This is a genomic window from Candidatus Roseilinea sp. NK_OTU-006 (genome assembly GCF_012931985.1).
GTDB lineage: Bacteria > Chloroflexota > Anaerolineae > J036 > Brachytrichaceae > JAAFGM01.
The window spans coordinates 1-15,962 of record NZ_JAAFGM010000043.1; the positions used below are offsets into that span (position 1 = coordinate 1).

Annotated in this window: 17 protein-coding genes, 1 pseudogene and 1 riboswitch; of the genes and pseudogenes, 8 read left to right on the top strand and 10 right to left on the bottom strand. The window is 62.5% G+C overall.

The window, feature by feature from the left end; all coding sequences use genetic code 11:
* Together GXH28_RS14355 and GXH28_RS14360 are read right to left on the bottom strand one after the other, a co-directional pair.
* On the bottom strand, positions 1-379 hold a 379-nt coding region (locus tag GXH28_RS14355; RefSeq protein WP_304515801.1), incomplete at its 3' end, for an S-adenosylmethionine synthetase N-terminal domain-containing protein.
* Positions 380-587: 208 nt separating this feature from the next.
* A riboswitch (SAM riboswitch) is annotated at positions 588-720 on the bottom strand.
* Positions 721-1,042: 322 nt separating this feature from the next.
* A complete protein-coding gene (locus tag GXH28_RS14360) occupies positions 1,043-1,456 on the bottom strand; it encodes an SCP2 sterol-binding domain-containing protein (protein ID WP_169239720.1) in 414 nt (137 codons plus the stop codon).
* A gap of 114 nt (positions 1,457-1,570) precedes the next feature.
* On the opposite strand from GXH28_RS14360, the gene GXH28_RS14365 reads away from it, so the two are divergent.
* The 7 genes and pseudogenes from GXH28_RS14365 to GXH28_RS14395 form a co-directional block, all read left to right on the top strand.
* Positions 1,571-2,734, top strand: a complete 1,164-nt coding sequence (locus GXH28_RS14365; protein ID WP_169239721.1) for a glycosyltransferase family 4 protein — start codon at positions 1,571-1,573, stop codon at positions 2,732-2,734.
* Positions 2,735-2,761: 27 nt separating this feature from the next.
* Positions 2,762-3,577 carry a class I SAM-dependent methyltransferase gene (locus tag GXH28_RS14370; protein ID WP_169239722.1) on the top strand — a complete coding sequence of 272 codons (816 nt, stop codon included), beginning with the start codon at positions 2,762-2,764 and terminating at the stop codon, positions 3,575-3,577.
* 66 nt (positions 3,578-3,643) lie between these two features.
* On the top strand, positions 3,644-3,901 hold the full coding sequence (locus tag GXH28_RS14375) for a hypothetical protein (protein ID WP_169239723.1): 258 nt from the start codon (positions 3,644-3,646) through the stop codon (positions 3,899-3,901).
* 35 nt (positions 3,902-3,936) lie between these two features.
* Positions 3,937-5,148, top strand: coding sequence for a class I SAM-dependent rRNA methyltransferase (locus GXH28_RS14380; protein WP_169239724.1), 1,212 nt, complete (start codon positions 3,937-3,939; stop codon positions 5,146-5,148).
* 31 nt (positions 5,149-5,179) lie between these two features.
* Complete coding sequence (locus tag GXH28_RS14385; RefSeq protein ID WP_169239725.1) at positions 5,180-5,563, top strand: diacylglycerol kinase family protein; 384 nt, start codon at positions 5,180-5,182, stop codon at positions 5,561-5,563.
* A gap of 22 nt (positions 5,564-5,585) precedes the next feature.
* Positions 5,586-6,818: an alpha-L-fucosidase gene (locus GXH28_RS14390; protein ID WP_169239726.1), complete on the top strand. Its 1,233-nt coding sequence runs from the start codon at positions 5,586-5,588 to the stop codon at positions 6,816-6,818.
* A gap of 94 nt (positions 6,819-6,912) precedes the next feature.
* Positions 6,913-7,311 (top strand): annotated as a pseudogene (locus GXH28_RS14395) (site-specific DNA-methyltransferase); the annotation flags it as partial.
* Between the two features lie 90 nt (positions 7,312-7,401).
* Here GXH28_RS14395 and GXH28_RS14400 read toward each other — a convergent pair.
* Together GXH28_RS14400 and GXH28_RS14405 are read right to left on the bottom strand one after the other, a co-directional pair.
* Complete coding sequence (locus GXH28_RS14400) at positions 7,402-9,831, bottom strand: sensor histidine kinase (protein WP_169239727.1); 2,430 nt, start codon at positions 9,829-9,831, stop codon at positions 7,402-7,404.
* A 145-nt stretch (positions 9,832-9,976) separates the two neighbouring features.
* Entirely contained in the window at positions 9,977-10,756 is a 780-nt protein-coding gene (locus GXH28_RS14405; RefSeq protein WP_169239728.1) for a response regulator transcription factor, read from the bottom strand.
* A 282-nt stretch (positions 10,757-11,038) separates the two neighbouring features.
* On the opposite strand from GXH28_RS14405, the gene GXH28_RS14410 reads away from it, so the two are divergent.
* A complete protein-coding gene (locus GXH28_RS14410; RefSeq protein WP_169239729.1) occupies positions 11,039-12,118 on the top strand; it encodes a CHAP domain-containing protein in 1,080 nt (359 codons plus the stop codon).
* A gap of 23 nt (positions 12,119-12,141) precedes the next feature.
* Here the strand turns inward: GXH28_RS14410 and GXH28_RS14415 are convergent, their stop codons facing one another.
* From GXH28_RS14415 to GXH28_RS14445, 6 genes are all read right to left on the bottom strand, one after another.
* On the bottom strand, positions 12,142-12,387 hold the full coding sequence (locus GXH28_RS14415; protein ID WP_206156870.1) for a hypothetical protein: 246 nt from the start codon (positions 12,385-12,387) through the stop codon (positions 12,142-12,144).
* Between the two features lie 201 nt (positions 12,388-12,588).
* Entirely contained in the window at positions 12,589-12,873 is a 285-nt protein-coding gene (locus tag GXH28_RS14420) for a hypothetical protein (RefSeq protein ID WP_169239730.1), read from the bottom strand.
* Between the two features lie 973 nt (positions 12,874-13,846).
* The gene (locus GXH28_RS14425; RefSeq protein ID WP_169239731.1) at positions 13,847-14,074 is read right to left on the bottom strand and encodes a hypothetical protein; all 228 of its coding nucleotides are present in this window, start codon (positions 14,072-14,074) and stop codon (positions 13,847-13,849) included.
* Positions 14,071-14,307 carry a hypothetical protein gene (locus GXH28_RS14430; protein ID WP_169239732.1) on the bottom strand — a complete coding sequence of 79 codons (237 nt, stop codon included), beginning with the start codon at positions 14,305-14,307 and terminating at the stop codon, positions 14,071-14,073. The genes GXH28_RS14425 and GXH28_RS14430 overlap by 4 nt, the downstream gene beginning before the upstream one ends.
* A 13-nt stretch (positions 14,308-14,320) precedes the next feature.
* The gene (locus GXH28_RS14435; RefSeq protein ID WP_169239733.1) at positions 14,321-14,464 is read right to left on the bottom strand and encodes a hypothetical protein; all 144 of its coding nucleotides are present in this window, start codon (positions 14,462-14,464) and stop codon (positions 14,321-14,323) included.
* A gap of 311 nt (positions 14,465-14,775) precedes the next feature.
* On the bottom strand, positions 14,776-14,985 hold the full coding sequence (locus GXH28_RS14445) for a hypothetical protein (protein ID WP_240550425.1): 210 nt from the start codon (positions 14,983-14,985) through the stop codon (positions 14,776-14,778).
* Positions 14,986-15,962: the final 977 nt, after the last annotated feature.

The following is a 15,962-nucleotide window of genomic DNA, read 5'->3' on the forward strand; positions in this document are numbered from 1 at the left end:
TCAACTCCGGCGTTTCGTTGCAGGCGAACCCGAACATCATGCCCTGGTCGCCGGCGCCGATACGCTCGATCTCATCCTCGCTCTGGCTATGGCGCACCTCAAATGCTGCGTCCACGCCCTGCGCGATGTCCGGCGATTGGCTGGCGATGGCGACCTGTACGCCGCAGGTGTTCCCATCGAAGCCTTTGTCGGAAGAGTCAAAACCGATTTCTTTGACCACCTGGCGCACCAGTTGATCGAAGTTGACAAAGGCGCGCGTGGTGATCTCGCCGAGGCACAGCACAAAGCCGGTCTTCACTGCCGTCTCGCAGGCGACGCGGCTCATCGGGTCTTGGGCCAGGCAGGCATCGAGCACCGCGTCGGAGATTTGGTCGCACATTTTGTCGGGATGCCCTTCGGTCACCGATTCCGAGGTGAAGAAGAGCTGGGGCGAGTTGATGAAGCTGTTCACGTTGCGTTCTCTCTTAGCGTCATACCCTCAGGCGGCCGCGCCCGTCGTCTGAGCGAATGGCTGAATCGTGTTTAAAAATATCGCCCTCTTGCGCTCGTTGGGAGACAAGAGGGCGTGCGAATTCACGCGCGTCCGCCTCTCATCTTCCAGTGATCCTGCCGGAATTGGCACCGTCTCGGATCTCGATCCCGGGCTTGAACCGCGAATCTCAGATCGCGAAGGTTGCCGAGGCTTCATCGGGCCGGTCCCTCCACCTCTCTGGATAAGAGCGCGATCAGGCTGATGGCGCTTACCTTGACACTCGCCAAGGCCGACGCCGGATTATACGCCGGTAGGGCGGCCCCCGCGGGCATGTCCGCTGAGCAAGGGTGCGATTACAGGTGGATGGCTGCGCGCCCTACCGTTCATCGCATGAAAGGCATCGCCCACTTCGCCCCCGGTGTGTGCGTCGCCTCATTCGTACCTGGGGGCAGGCGGCGCAGGTCAGCCTGAGCCTGGGATTGCCGTGTATGCGCGGCGCAAACGGCAAGGTTGCGCGGCATCGTGGCGGGCCGAGCGCAATCGCGGAGGGCGCCGACGCGGTGGGCTGAGTTAGTCGAACTGCGTCGGCACACTGGCCGCGCACAACACCAACTCCTGCGCGGCGCGCACGCTGCGCATGATCTTGGCGAAGTTGCCCTTAAGCCTGAGCTGGTTGGTCATCAGCGCCTTGATCGGGTCAATTTCGCGGTTGATGACGCGGCGCCAGTTCTTGGCCGGCGCCCAGATGCGGAATTCGGGGTTGCGTTCGCTTTCGTCTTGCGCCAGGAATGCCTCGCGGCATTCCCCGTGCCACAGGTCGAGGTACATCAGCTTGCGTTCGCGGTCGGGTTGGCCGGCTTCCGGCTCGACGATGAACCAGAAGTCGCCTTCCCACGTCTTGGCCGCCTCGCGATATGCCGCGCTGGCGTTGATCGCGTCTTTGAACGCCGCGACCCACTCCGGCGTCGCAAATGGAATGCTCATGCGTCAATTCTACTGATGGCGCCGCCGTGAGTCGCGCGCGTGATCCCCTGCTGGCCGCGCGCCCTGTGGCGTGGCGGCCCGCGACGGTCGAGCGATACCCGTTACCATTAGCCCATGCGCATTGGTTTGATTGCCGGAGAGTATCCGCCGCTGCAGGGCGGCCTGGGCGATTACACGCGCCGATTAGCCCTGGCGCTCGCCGATTTGGGACACGAACCCCATGTGTTGACGCGGTTCGTCGCCGGCGCGCCGGCCGTCGAAAGCGAGGGCAACATCACGGTGCATCGGCTGGTCGGCGCGTGGAACTGGGAGACGCGCCGGCGCATCGAGGGCTTCAACCGGCTCTTCCATCCCGATGTGCTGAATCTGCAATATCAGGCGGCAGCGTATCAGATGCACCCGGCGATCAATTTGCTGCCGGGCGCGCTGGACAAGCGCACGCCCACGGTCGTCACCTTTCACGACCTGCGCGTGCCATACCTGTTTCCGAAGGCCGGCGTTTTGCGCTGGAAGTCCATCGTGATGATGGCGAAAGGGGCTTCGGCCTGCATCACGACCAACGTCGAGGATCGCGACACGTTGCTGCGGGAAGGTGTGCGTGAGGTCGCCATGATTCCCATCGGCAGCAACATCACGCCGGCGGTGCCGGAGGGCTTCGATGGCGCGGCGTGGAGGCGCGCCTGGGGCATTGCCGATGGCGTCATCCTGGTCGGCTATTTCGGCTTCATGAACGAGAGCAAGGGCGGCGAGGCGCTCATCCGCGCCCTGGCCGAGCTGCGCCGGCGCGGCTTGGACGTGGGTCTGCTGCACATCGGCGGTCAGGCCGGCGACAGCGACCCGACCAATCTGGCATATGCTGCGCATCTGCAGCGCCTGGCCGTGGCGCTGGGGGTGCGCGAACGGGTGTATCTCACCGGCTTCTTGGACGAGCGCGGCGTGAGCGAAGCGTTCGCGGCTTGCACGTGTATCGCCTTGCCATACCGCGACGGCGCCTCCTTTCGCCGTGGCACGCTGATGGCGGCGTTGGCTCACGGCTGCGCCATCGTCACCACCACGCCTCGCGTTGCGCTGCCGGAGCTGATAGACGGGGTGAACGTGCTGCTCGCGCCGCCCGACGATATTCCGGCGCTGGCGCAGGCGATCCAGCGCGTGATTGCCGACGAGGCGCTTCGACGCCGCTTGCAGGCCGGCGCGGCCGAATTGAGCCGGCGCTTTCGGTGGGAGGCCATCGCTGCGCAGACGGCAGCGTTGTTGGAGCGGATCGTGACGGGCAGGTGAAAGGGCTATACTTCAGTGCGGTTGACGATGAGCGATTCGCAATCCCACGCGCGCGAAGCGCCGCTGCCATCCGAGCTGTACGATGAAAACTACTTCCTCACAGCCTGCGAGGGCTACGATGAGTTCCTCAAGAGCGAAGGCGAGCATCTCTCGCGCCGGCTGCGCCAGGCGTTCGAGTTCGCGTCGGTCGAGCCGGGCATGAGTGTGCTGGACTTGGGCTGCGGACGCGGCGAGATCGTCCGGCGTGTTGCGCGCATCGGCGCGAAGTCGTTCGGGATTGACTACGCGCGCGCAGCCGTGCGGCTGACCCAGCGCATCATGCAACACGAAACTGGGGTGTATGGCATCGCGCGCGCCGATGCGAAGTATCTGCCGTTTGCGGATGCTTCGTTCGATCGGGTGCTGATGTTCGACGTGGCCGAGCATTTGCAGCCGTGGGAGCTGGACACTTGTCTGCGCGAGGTGTGGCGCGTGCTCAAGCCGGCCGGTCAGATCGTTGTGCATACCGCGCCGAACCGCTGGTACGACGCCTATGCCTATCCGATCGTGCGCACCGTCCGCACCGTGATGGGACAGGGGCACAAGTACCCGAAGAACCCGCGCGCGCTCAACGTCGCGATCAACACCGAGGTCCACGTCAACGAGCAAGATATGCTGCGCCTGCGCCGCCACCTGGCGCGCGCCGGATTCAAGCGCGTCCGCGTGTGGTTGGATACGCCCCCGCAGAACCGCCGGGAGGGCGCCGTGATGAGCGTCCTCCGCCATGTCGCCTTCCACTGGGCGCCGTTCGCCTGGTTCTTCCAGCGCGAAGTGTTCGCTGTGGGCGCCAAACCGGCGCGTTGATCTGCTTACACCGCTGATACGAGTGAACGCCACGATACGAGCTGACGTTACCGATACGAACCGCCTATGTCCAAGAAATCACGCCGCGAGAGAAGACCGAACTTGCCCCCCGAGGCCTTCAACGTTCCTGCGCCCGCGCCGGCGGCATCTGATGCGCCAGCCGAGCCGGCAGTTGTGACTGTCGGCGCCCGCGCGCCCGCGCCGCTCACTGCGGCCCATTGGCGACGCGAGTACAGCGAGGTGCTTGGAGATTTGCGAGCGACTGCGCTTGTCTTCCTTGCGCTGATCGCCGTCATGATCGTGCTGTCGTTGATCGTGCGCTGACGGGATTGACGCGATAGGCCGTTGAGGTTGGTCTCGTGTCGTCGGCTGTCGTCACGCTCAAGTCCGGGCGAGACCGGTCTGTCCGCCAACGCCATCCCCGCCTGTTCGCCGGCGCAATCAAGGAGATCTCTGGCAGGCCCAAAGATGGCGATGTCGTTGACGTGACCGATAACCGAAGCGAATGGCTGGCGCGCGGCGTGATCAATCAGCAAGCGCAGATCGCGGTGCGCCTGCTCACTTGGGCGCGCGACGAGGTGATAGACGAAGCGTTTTGGCGACGCCGTGTGCACGCGGCAATTGCGCGGCGCAAGCGCGACCCAGCCCTGGCGCATACCAACGCTATCCGCTGGGTCTTCGGCGAGAGCGACGGCCTGCCGGGCCTAATCGTTGACGGCTACGCCGATGTGTTGGTCGTCGAAATTTCGGCCCTGGTCGCCTGGCGCGCGCTGCCTGTCTTGACCGATGCGCTGAATGAAACCCTCTCGCCCCGGCAGATCCGATGGCGCGCGGACGAGGAACGCCTATCGCGCGAATTCGGAGGGACGCTGCCGCGCGCGGTGCGCGCAGCGCTGAGCGAGGCTGCGCCGGCCGAGCCGGTCGAGATTGGCGAGCGCGGACTGCGCTTCTGGGTCAACCCGGCCGGCGGTCAAAAGACCGGCTTCTATCTGGATCAGCGCGATAACCGGGCGCGGGTGGCGGCCTATTGCCAAGGGGCGACGGTGTTGAACGCCTTCGCCTACACCGGCGCGTTTGGGTTGCACGCGCTGGTCGGCGGCGCAACGCGCGTGGTCAACGTGGATTCGAGCGGGGAGGCGTTGGCGCTGGCCGAGCGCAACCTGGCGCTGAACGGCGGCCTGGGGGCGGGGCGTCGCTATGAGTGCGTCGAGGCCGACGTGTTCGACTATCTGCGCGGCCTGCGCGACTGCGGCGAACGCTTCGACGTCGTCATCCTCGATCCGCCCAAGTTCGCCCATCACCCCGGCCAGGTCGAGCGCGCGGCGCGCGCCTACAAAGACCTCAACCGCGTCGGCATGAGCATCGTCGAGCCGGGCGGGATTCTGGCGACGTTCTCGTGCAGCGGGGTGGTGGACGCAGCGCTGTTTCAGAAGATCGTCTTCAGCGCGGCGCTGGAGGCCGGGCGCGACGCGCGGGTCATCGAGCGGTTGACGCAGGCCAGCGATCATCCCGTGTTGCTCACCTTCCCGGAGTCGGAATACTTGAAAGGGCTGATTTGTCGGATCGAGTGAGGCGATTGTCCCCCGCTCAGCGTGTGCAGCCATGAAGTCTCCCAACCCGTTGGCCTCTTTTCGTTTTGCCTTTGAGGGGATCGCCTACGCCTTTCGCACGCAGCGCAACTTCAAAGTGCATTGTGGCGTCATGCTGGCCGTGGTGGTCGTCGGCCTGGCCGTGAGGCTGGCGCCGGCGCAGTGGGCGATTCTGGCGTTGGCGTCTGGCTTGGTCTTTCAGGCCGAATTGATGAACACGGCGCTGGAGGCCGTCGTGGATCGTGTTTCGCCAGAGTTTCATGCGTTGGCGAAGGCGGCGAAGGACTGCGCCGCCGGCGCGGTCTTTCTGACGGCGCTGTGCGCCGTCGTCGTCGGGCTGCTGGTGCTTGGGCCGGCGTTGCTCAGCGCGTTGGCGACATGGCGTGTCGGGAATTGAGCGTTCGCGCATAATTCCCCGCATGACGATCAAACAAGCCTCACCACAAGGCATCACGTGGTTTCAAGATGCGCGCTTCGGCATGTTTATCCACTGGGGGTTGTATTCCATCCTGGCCCGACAAGAGTGGGTGATGCACATCGAACGCATCCCCGTGCCGGAATACGAGAAGCTGATGCACCGGTTCAACCCCACTCGGTTCAACGCAGATGAGTGGGTGGGCATCGCCGCCGATGCCGGCCAGAAATATATCGTGATCACCAGCCGGCATCACGATGGCTTCTCCATGTACGACACGGCGCTGAGCGATTACAAAGTCACGCGCACGCCATTCAAGCGCGACCCGCTGGCCGAGCTGGCAGATGCCTGCGCCCGGCGCGGCGACATCAAGCTCGGCTTCTATGTCTCGCTGTTGGACTGGCATCATCCGGCCTATCGCTTTCGCGAAGAGAGCGGTCTGGCCTGGAGCGACTACCTGGATTTCTTGCATGGCCAGGTGCGCGAGCTGTGCACCAACTTCGGGCCGATCGCCTGCATCTGGCTCGACGGCGACTGGCCGCGTCATTCGCTCGACGCGCACAACGCCTACTTCGCCCCGGGTGGCTCGTTCGAGTATGAGAAGCTATACGACATGATCCACACGCTGCAGCCCGACGCCGTTATCCACAACAATCGGCACGCCCAACCTTTGCCGGGCGAGGACGTGCAGGGATTCGAGCAAGACTTGCCGGGCGAGAACACGGCCGGCTTCAACGAGACGCACATCTTCGATCTGCCGATCGAGGTGTGTATGACGATCAACGATCACTGGGGCTACTGCATGGACGACGACAACCACAAAAGCGTGCACACGCTGATCCACAAGTTGGTGCGCAGCGCGGCGTGCGGCGGCAATTACCTGCTCAACGTTGGGCCGACGGCAGAAGGGGTGATCTTGCCGGTGCAGGCGAAGCGTCTGCGCGCGATGGGCGCATGGCTGGCCGCCAACGGTGAATCCATCTACGCCACGCGCAAAGGCGCGATCCCCGCCACCCCCGATGTAGTCAGCACGCGCCGGGGGGATACGCATTACCTGCATGTGTTGAACTACGTGAGCGATGAGGTGTATGTGCCCGGCGTGCCTCACACGGCGCAGGCGATTCTCCTGCGTGATGGCGCACCGGTGCGCGTCAAACCGGCCAAAGACGGCATCCGGCTGGTGCTGCCGGAAGAGGCGCGCGACCCGTTCGACACAGTGGTGAAGCTGCACATGTGACGCGCGGAAGTCGCGCGGTTTACATTCAAGTTAAGACCGGGTATGGCGCGAAAGAAGCAAGCCGAATCTAAACGCCCGAAACGGCGGCGCGGGGCAGCTACTGCTGTTCGAGATCGAGCGCGGGGAACCCTTGCGCGAGGCCGTCGAGTTTTACCAGCACAAACACGGCTGGACCAACCACCTGATCGCCGGCGACTCGATGCTCGTGATGAACTCGCTGCTTGAAAAAGAAGACATGGCGGGCAAGGCGCAGATGATCTATATCGGCCCACCCTACGGCATCAAATACGGCTCCAACTTCCAGCCCTTTGTCAATAAGCGCGACGTGACGGATGGCAAGGGCGAGGATTTGACCAGCGAGCCGGAGCAAATCCGCGCCTTCCGCGACACCTGGGAGCTGAGCATCCACTCCTACCTCACGTATCTCCGCGACCGGCTGCTTTTGGCGCGGGACCTGCTGACTGAATCCGGTAGCATCTTCATGCAAATCAGTGCTGTTCGAGGGTCTCGAAGAGCGGGATCCAGCAGACGCCGGTGGATTCCATAGCAGCGGAACATGCAGGTGAGCTAACCGCCTGCCCGCTTAGGGGCGCGGCGCCGGCAGCCACGCGACCACGCGCGTGCCCTGGCCCGGTGCAGAATCTATCGTCAGCCGGCCGCCGAACGACTCGACGCGCGCGCGCATGGACGGCAAGCCGAAGTGCCCTTCGCTGACCGCGCGGGCCTGGTCTTCAGGCGCAAAGCCGCGCCCATTGTCGGCGATGATCAATTGCACACCATGATCGGCCGGCTGCGCCAGCACGCGCACTGCGGATGCGCCGGCATGGGCCTCGACGTTATCCAGGGCCTGCTGGGCCACGCGAAAGAGGGCGTGGCGCGCCTCAACATCCAGCAGGTCATCCACCGCCGGCGCAATCTCGACCGACACGTGCGCGCCAGCGCGCGCGCGAAAACGCTCGGCCAGATCGGCCAACGGGCCGGCCAGGCTATTGACCAGTTGCGTGGGGGCCAGGTTGCTGCGAATCTGGCGCGCGACGCGGGCGGCTTGCTCAACGTCGGCGATGCAGCGCTCCAGGCGCGCCTCGGCGGCGGCAGGGTTGGCGCGGATGTCGCGCCGGCTCAGCTCCAGGTGAAAGGGCAGCCGCCCCAAGAATTGCTGCACAGTGTCATGCAGTTCTTGCGCGATGCGCAGCCGCTCGCGCTCTTGGGCTTCGGAGATGCGGCGCGGCACCTCGCGCAGCGCCTCGATCCGACGCGCGTTGAGCAGAAACAGGCTGACCTGCAAGGCGATCAATGCCACAATCTCAACATCACGGCGATGGAAGGTCTCCTCGTCCCAGCGCAGGCCCAGGCCCATTAAGCCGAGCGCCTCGCCCTGCGCAGCGAGCAGGGCAACCACGACAAAGCCGGCCTGGCCCAGCGGCGCCAGCCAGGCCGGCGCACGCTGATGGTCGAGGAACATCACTACGCCGGGCATGACCGTCAGCGCACCCGCCGGCGGCTGAAGCAAAGCCGGCGGCTCCGCGGCTTCGGCCTGGGTATGGCGTGCGATGGCCGCCAGGCGCAACATCCCTTGCGCGTCCAGCAACCACAGGGCCGCCTTCTCAACTTGCAACTCGGCCACCAGCGCGGCGGCAATCTCACTGGGCAATGTGGCCGGCTCGGCGCGCGGCATTACCCGGTTGAGAAATTGTTGCACCGCCATGTAACGCTGCCCTTCCCAGTTGAAGAACCAAGCCGCCCAACGCGGCAACAGCACGCTCACGGCCCCCACGCCCAGCGTGATGACGATGATGATCAAGACCGCAGACACGCCGGGATCGGCATCGGGCGGGATGTTGCCGCTGACGCGCAACGCCCACTGGGCAACATCGGCGACCAGACCGCTGCCCATCAACGCCAGCACCACCAGCAACAACGGATGGACGCTGCGCAGCATCTGATAACGCAGCACAGCAAACGCCAGCGCCAGGGGCAATGCCAGATACAGGTAGCGCAGGTCGAACGGGCCGGACAAGAACCACGCGCCTGCCTGGGTAATGTTGGCGTTGACCTGAAAAATCATGGGCGGGAGCGAGAAGGCAAAGCCGATCATTAAAATCTGGCTTTGGCGGCGCCGGCGGGGACTGGTTGCGCGCCACGCCGTCCATGCGATGCGCAACAAGGCAAAGAAACCGGCTCCAAACACACACACATTCAGCATCGCGAAATCGATCGTCTCCAGCGTCCCCACCATGGGTGACCAACCGGCCGTCCACCACAACACTTTGGCAATCAGATAGGGGCTGAGGGCGATCACGCCGCCTGCCAGCAACACGATCTGGCCGGCGCGCAAGACGCGCCAGGCCGGCCGTTCACTTGGCGCTGCTGTGAACCACATCGTCGCCTGCCAGATGCTGAGGCCGAGAAATGACGTGGCCGCCAACCAGCCCACGTCCATCAGGCGATTCGGCCAGCCCGTGGCGTCAAAATTCACGCCACTGAAGAACGTTCCGATGACAACAACGATCAGCGCGCCGAGCGCGCTCACTGCGCGGTTGAGGGGTGCGGCAGGATTGGCGATGTACACCAGGACGGCCAGCAGCCACACGCACAACCGCACCAGCACGGTCGGCAGGGTTAAGTCGAGCAACATGGCCGGCGTGTATAGCACTATGGGCGCGCGCGCATCGAACACGTGCCCATCACGGGCCACCCGCAGGGTGATCTCTCGCGCGCCGCGGGCGTAGGCCTGCGCATATAAGGCCATGTAATTGAGGCCCGGAACAAGCGGGTGTCCGTCAATCGCCAGGACACGGTCGGCGTATAGGAGTTCACCGGTGCGCAGGCCGGGCCACCAACTGGGCGTGTCCTGGGCGATGTACCACTGCGTGCCGGACGGGTCGCGGATGAGCAGGAAGCCGGGGAAAGGCCGGCCCAAATCGCCCAACGAGACCCAAAAGGCAAGCAGGCCCAGCAGGGCGGACATGGCCAGCAGCGCCGGCACGCCGAAGGGTGCGTGATTTGTTTTCATGTCACCGCCAGCAAAGACCAGGCTTGAATGATCCCACCAGGCCAGACCAGATGAGTCTCTTGCCCTCCTGACTTGGGCCTACGGTGCAGGGTAGCGCATCACCGGCGCCCCGGCAAGCAGGAAATCCCTCAATTGCAACCTGCCACTAGGGCGAAGGCAGCGTGGTGTTGCGCAGGCTGCGGATCAGCCAGGCTTTGGTGAGCAGGCTGGATTTGCGCAAATGGGCGGGGGCCGCGGTCAAACCCAGCTTGTCATAGACCTGACCGACATAGCGCTCCACAGTTTTGACGGCGAGTTGTAAGCGCTCAGCAATGCCCTCCAGCGTCTGCGAGGCCGCCAGGCCGTCGGCCACGTGTAACTCGCGAGGCGTCAGATGATGCGCGTACTTGAGGGCGGATTCGATGAACGGGCGCTCCTCGCTGCTCAGACGACTGAGGAGTTCATCGGCCAGATCGTGCGGGTTGGTGACGTCGGGGTCAATCGCCACGCCCCCATCTAACACCACGCGCAAGGCTTCGAGCAAAGCCGACGGCCGACAGCCCTTGAGTTTGTAGGCCACTCCGCCCAGGCCCAGATTGAGCAGCGTCAGCACGTCGCGGCCGCGGTCTTCGTAGGCAGAGAAGAGCACAATGCCGATTCGGGGGTGGACCTCTTTCAAATGACGGGCCAGATGAATGCCCAGGCTGTGTTCGGGACGGGCGCGGCTGCCCAGGGTGGGTGGGATGGAAATGTCGAGCACGGCCGCGTCAAGTTGGATGCGGGGGATCAGCAGTCGCGCGCCGGCGTCGTCGCCGGCCTCGTAGACGGTGAAGCCTTCTTGCGTCAGGTAGGCGCAGACGCCTTCGCGGTTGAAGGCGTCATCATCCACCACCAACACACTGGGGCGTCCGGCCGCGACTTTGGGACAAGATGAAGAGCCGCCCATCTTACCCGCCTGTGATCTATGCGCTGGGGGTCAAGGATAGCACCAGTGTATCGAATGGCGGAAAGATCGGCAACCATCGCAGGCTGCGAAGCAATCTCTTGTCAAATCTCAAAAGCGATGAGTGGCGGCATCGCGCTTGTGGCGCACGGATGCCAACCTGCCGGCGTCGGCAGGACACACGCGCGGGAAGTTGAGGGTTTTCTCTCTTGCACCGGCCGGCGCAGCAGGCTAGCTTGAATCCAGAGCGTCGCCTGAATACGACAGGCGAAAAAGGAGGTTGACATGAAGCGATCCGCACTTGTCACAACGTTAATTGTGCTTGCGACGTTGGCCCCACCGCAGTTGGCGCAGGGGCAGGGAATCCAGATGGGTTCATTTACGCTGCAACCCGCCCGGCCAACCCAGCAAGAGCTGCCGGATGCACGCCATCGCGTTCTGCGCGGCACGGATTGGCTCGGTGGGCGCGGAGTGGATGTGTTTTACAAGAATGGCTCGACGTGCGACTTCAGTTGTTCGCAAACGCTCAAGCCGCTGAACACCTGCGCCTTCCAGTGCGTTGACCTGGCTGTGCGCCTGTATGCCACGGTGGGCTATCCCAACTGGTCGCTGAACGGCTCGTTGATCAGCGCAGCGTATCAAATGCGCGATGTGGCCATAGCGCAAAAGGGAGACTTCAGTGATCTAACGTTCTACCCCAACGACGGCACTGCCGAACGGCCGCCGGCGCCAGGCAACTTGCTCATCTTTGGCGCAGCCGCTTCGAACGGCTATTTCGGACACGTGGCGGTGGTGAATCGGGTCTTTGGAAACTACCTGGAATTTGTGCAGCAGAATCTCTGTTACGACGGGACAGCGCGCTTGGGTGACTACGCTTTGATCAAGGTAGAGCTGGTGGACGGCAAGCAGAAGTTCCGCGTCAGCACGCCCGATGCGTATAGCACATTGCTGGGGTGGATTCATTCGAAGCGGGTGAAGGAGCAATTGATTGATCAAAGCAAGATGCTTAAACTCGGTGCACTGTCCTGGAATCGGGACGACACGGCGGTGTATGTGTATCTATCCCCCGAAAGCACCCGGCGGCTGGCAGCCGGCGAGACCGATTTTGAGGCCAGGATCGCAGCGGCGCTGGATCGCGCCGGCGCGCTGTCATTCACCGATGGCGAGGTGGCGCACCGAGTGATTCAGCAAATCGGGGCGTGGGCGCGCAGCGATGCGCGGCTGAGTCCGCAGCAGGGGGTGCGCTCGGTGGACTTCACGCTGAAGTACACCGGACGGATGTACTGGGTGCGGCCGTGGGGCGGGCCGGCCAACGGCAAGTGGATCCCTTTCACCGCACCAGACATGATCCACACCGGACCATGAAGAAAAGCAGGGCTGCGCCGGCGTCAATGGCTTAAAGAGCCGGCGTTGAGCGGGTAGTAGGCCGGGGAGCCGGTCAGCGCGCCGAGGTTGGGGTCGGAGCCGATGATGTTGCCGTTCACGCCGTGCGTCAGGTCGCAGGCGGCTGGGCCTTCGATGAGGTTATTGATCGAGTTGGCGGTGTCTACAGTTCCGAAATTTGTGCAATCCCCGCCGCCGGTGCTGTTGGCGATGCAGATACCGCCGCCGTTGCTGGCGCTGTTGCCCGACAAGGGGCAAGGATTACAGACAACATTTGAGAATGCTTCCCCGCCGGGCTATACCTGCCCTTCCACTGCTTTGCTGCGAAGACTGTCGCGGCAGGCGTCACCCAAGAGCCAGCAGCGCGGATCACCCCTTTTCGCGCCGGGCCAGCACGGCGGCCTATTGCCTCGTTGGGTTAGATCCTGCATATAACCAATGGTGCGAGTGGTTCATAGGCTGAACTCGGCGATGGACAGGTGGACAACGCCCTGTTCGTCCGGTTCGAGGCCGTGCCACTGCACTAACCAGTTGAAGGCAGCGATGACGAAGGCGAGATGAGCGCGGAAATAGTCGGCCAGGCGATGGCGCAGATGCTTGAGATGACACACCGTCGTCAGCATGGACAGCACCGTTTCGATCAACATGCGCGTGTGCCAAGTGCCACGCTTGCAGACCTTCATGTTGGCGGGATTGTCGGTGTGGCCGTGAAAGCCGGTGTCCGTCAAGACAACCATTTGCTCGGCCAACATTCGCTGTTCCCCCGACTGCGCTCGTCATCGCCCGCCACTGTCCTGCAAATGGCCGCTGCCCACCCGGGCCGCAGCCCTTCGAGCGTGCTTAGCCCCACCGACCTCGCGCCGCCTTGCCGGTCACTGTGGCCGAGACGGTGCAGCTCTGTCTCTCCGCTGCCTGCGCCACCGACCACCTTTGCCGTGTGCGGCCATCGCCCTGTGGCCGAGCCGCAACATGACGAGCAGCCTGCAACATCTCAATGCCTACTTGCTGATGGGCCGGCCCAACGGTTGGTTTCAGCGGCAGCGGCGGGGCAGGCAAGACCCCTTCGCCTAAACCCAACTCCACTGGCTCGCGGCGCGTACCTTCAGCGGCGTAGCCGCTGTCCACTGCAAACGGTGTTGGGCGCATTCGAGGACTGGAGCAAGATACCCTGCCCCAAAGACGCCTTTCTCTCGGCTGGCAAAGAACCAATGCACAGAACATTCACCGACACCATAGCAAATTTGCAGGCAAGATTCAACTTACCGCTCGACTGCCTGCCACGCAAACCGACACAACCGACCTGCGCCTGCGCCGCCTCTCGCCACACACACACCGACAGGCAAGCCGCGGTCGCCAACCCGAAGCCCGCCGCCTGCCAGGCCAGCCTCACGACCCAAACACCCACCTGCTGACCCGCGCCTTTGCCAGCCCAGCGCGTTGACCGTTCAACTGCCAGCCCAGACAGTTCACTCGTCCCTGCCTGCCGCCTTCACCTTTCCATCGGCGGGCGTCACGGCTGGCAAGCGGACATCGCCCAGACACCCCGCGCCTATGCCCCTCACAGCAGGCAGTATCCCATTCGCAGGCGCACAGCGCGCACATCGCGGCAAAGCGGCTCAATTCACAAGGGGTTCAAAACTCCATTTCCCTTCCAGCGCCCAACGGCTCGCGCTTCAGCTGCCGCGAGCCGTTGGGCGGCGTTTCTATTCTTCAAGCATTCGCTGTCGTCAATGCACGTTCCGCTATCTCTGGCAACTCAATGAGCACAAACATAGACGCGGGATAAAGATAGCCATCAGGTTCTGACTTGTCTTCATCCACGATGCGATACATATTGTGTGACTCGGCTTCAGGGTCGGGCAACCGACGGTAAACTTTACCCACGATCAGGCTAGCTGGATTGCTTGCGTTATTGATACAAAGCACAAACTTGTTCATCGAATCAACCTTTTGATTTTGAAATCCTTGCGTCCTATACCGTGCGCTTCGAACCAATGTAATTCGGCTTCGGTCACGGTACTATCCGCGAGTTGCACGGTGGCTATGCCCTTCATCTTTCGCCAACGGCCTTTGCCGTAAATACGCTCCAGATAGCGTCTGATGTGAACGCCTTTACCTGTGGCAATGGTTTCAATGTTTCTAATCTCACCGATGATCTCAAAATTCGGCACAGTTCACCGCTCGTCATTTGTTTTCTTCGGTCGTAGGTGCTTCAAGCCGCCCAACAGCCTGCGCATCACCTGCGCCGCGAAGCGGCGTCAGGTGGAAGCGCTTGTTGGGCGGCGACTTGGTGACAAGTTCGCTCTGCTCACTTAAGAAGACGATCATACTCACCCATCATGAGTGCCAATCCAGAACCAGGTCACTGTATCCGCTTTGAGCATCCCAAGCCAATCCGCACTGAATAAAGTGGCCGGCTCTCTTTCACTCGCTTGAAGAATAGACTCGGATGGGCTGGATGATCTCGCCACAACTTGTAGGCTTGCCGTGCACGCTGGCGAATCTCTGGGGGTAAAGCCCAATAGTGCTTCCAGAACGACTCGGTCGTTTGTGATTTCATGGATGTTCGATGAATTCGCCGTGTTCATCGAACATCGGCAGTGTCTTACCTTCGTTGACTTCCGTCTCAACTGCTGCGATCAGTGCAGCCAGTTTGTCATCATCCGTTGCAGCAAATTGTGTATCCCATAGCGCTTCATCTGCCGCGACTTCTTCATGGGTAATGGATGTGTTTTGAGAAAAAGCGCAAATTGGTATAGTTGCACTGTCCGCGCCAGGGGCGTGGCAGCAGCGATGTCCGTAATGGCTTTCACCAAATCTGCTTGTGTTTGCTGTATCTTGGTTACCATTCCTCTAACTCGAAATGACAATTCTATCACATGCTTGCTACACGGTCGTAATCACGCCGGCCCAACGAGAGCATCAGCCGCACGCGGAGCGAGCGCAGCGAGCGGAGCGTGTCGGCTGGATGCAGTGTTGGGCCGGGCGCCGGCCTGCGCCGACTGACCACTGCACCACGTGACCTTTGCGCGCAGCACGCGCCTGGCCCTGCAAAGACCTGTCCGCACCGGCACGCTTTGACTGCCTGACGCCCTTGCCCGACCGGCACCACTCAACGCTGCGCATCCCTTCGCTACACCCCGACTGCGCTCGTCATCGCCCGCCACTGTCCGACCAATGACCACTGCCCACCCGGGCCGCCGCCCTTCGCGAGCGCTTTGCCCCACCGACCCCGCGCCGCCTTGCCTGTCACTGTGGCCGAGACGGTGCTGCTCTGTCTCTCCGCTGCCTGCGCCACCGACCACCTTCGCATCACAGGGCGATTGCGCTGTGACTGAGCCGCGACACCACGAGCAGGCTTCAACACTTCATCGCTTGTTCACGGACGAGCCGGCCCAACGGTTGGTTTCAGCGGCAGCGGCGGGGCGGGCAAGACTCCATCGCCAAAACTCAACTCCACTGGCTCGCGGCGCGTACCTTCAGCGGCGTAGCCGCTGTCCGCTGCAAACGGTGTTGGGCAGTTTTATGAAATACAGCTTACAAACCTCTTTTACGTCTCTCATTCATTGCACTGTTGAAAAATTCTTCAAACGATTTTTCTTAATAACTGTAGTTTCACCAATCTTGTTTAAGCACCATATTTGGTGGTTTTTAGAAAATCAAAACGCCATATATGGCGGTCGTTTTCTCAAAAATTTCGCATAAACCATAAAAAGGCGAAACTACAGTCAGTTTAAAATCAGGCGGGCAAGATGGCTTTACTACGGGCGGCAGATTGGCGTCTGCCGGGATGCACGAATCTTGCACCGTGAGGGTCACCTTTGCG

What these genes read in the sequence shown, in the direction of transcription:
- GXH28_RS14360 (WP_169239720.1), bottom strand. Translation starts at nt 1,456, where the DNA reads ATGAGCATTCCATTTGCGACGCCGGAGTGGGTCGCGGCGTTCAAAGAC.
- GXH28_RS14365 (WP_169239721.1), top strand. Translation starts at nt 1,571, where the DNA reads ATGCGCATTGGTTTGATTGCCGGAGAGTATCCGCCGCTGCAGGGCGGC.
- GXH28_RS14370 (WP_169239722.1), top strand. Translation starts at nt 2,762, where the DNA reads ATGAGCGATTCGCAATCCCACGCGCGCGAAGCGCCGCTGCCATCCGAG.
- GXH28_RS14375 (WP_169239723.1), top strand. Translation starts at nt 3,644, where the DNA reads ATGTCCAAGAAATCACGCCGCGAGAGAAGACCGAACTTGCCCCCCGAG.
- GXH28_RS14385 (WP_169239725.1), top strand. Translation starts at nt 5,180, where the DNA reads ATGAAGTCTCCCAACCCGTTGGCCTCTTTTCGTTTTGCCTTTGAGGGG.
- GXH28_RS14390 (WP_169239726.1), top strand. Translation starts at nt 5,586, where the DNA reads ATGACGATCAAACAAGCCTCACCACAAGGCATCACGTGGTTTCAAGAT.
- GXH28_RS14400 (WP_169239727.1), bottom strand. Translation starts at nt 9,831, where the DNA reads ATGAAAACAAATCACGCACCCTTCGGCGTGCCGGCGCTGCTGGCCATG.
- GXH28_RS14405 (WP_169239728.1), bottom strand. Translation starts at nt 10,756, where the DNA reads ATGGGCGGCTCTTCATCTTGTCCCAAAGTCGCGGCCGGACGCCCCAGT.
- GXH28_RS14410 (WP_169239729.1), top strand. Translation starts at nt 11,039, where the DNA reads ATGAAGCGATCCGCACTTGTCACAACGTTAATTGTGCTTGCGACGTTG.
- GXH28_RS14420 (WP_169239730.1), bottom strand. Translation starts at nt 12,873, where the DNA reads ATGGTTGTCTTGACGGACACCGGCTTTCACGGCCACACCGACAATCCC.
- GXH28_RS14425 (WP_169239731.1), bottom strand. Translation starts at nt 14,074, where the DNA reads ATGAACAAGTTTGTGCTTTGTATCAATAACGCAAGCAATCCAGCTAGC.
- GXH28_RS14435 (WP_169239733.1), bottom strand. Translation starts at nt 14,464, where the DNA reads ATGATCGTCTTCTTAAGTGAGCAGAGCGAACTTGTCACCAAGTCGCCG.
- GXH28_RS14445 (WP_240550425.1), bottom strand. Translation starts at nt 14,985, where the DNA reads ATGGTAACCAAGATACAGCAAACACAAGCAGATTTGGTGAAAGCCATT.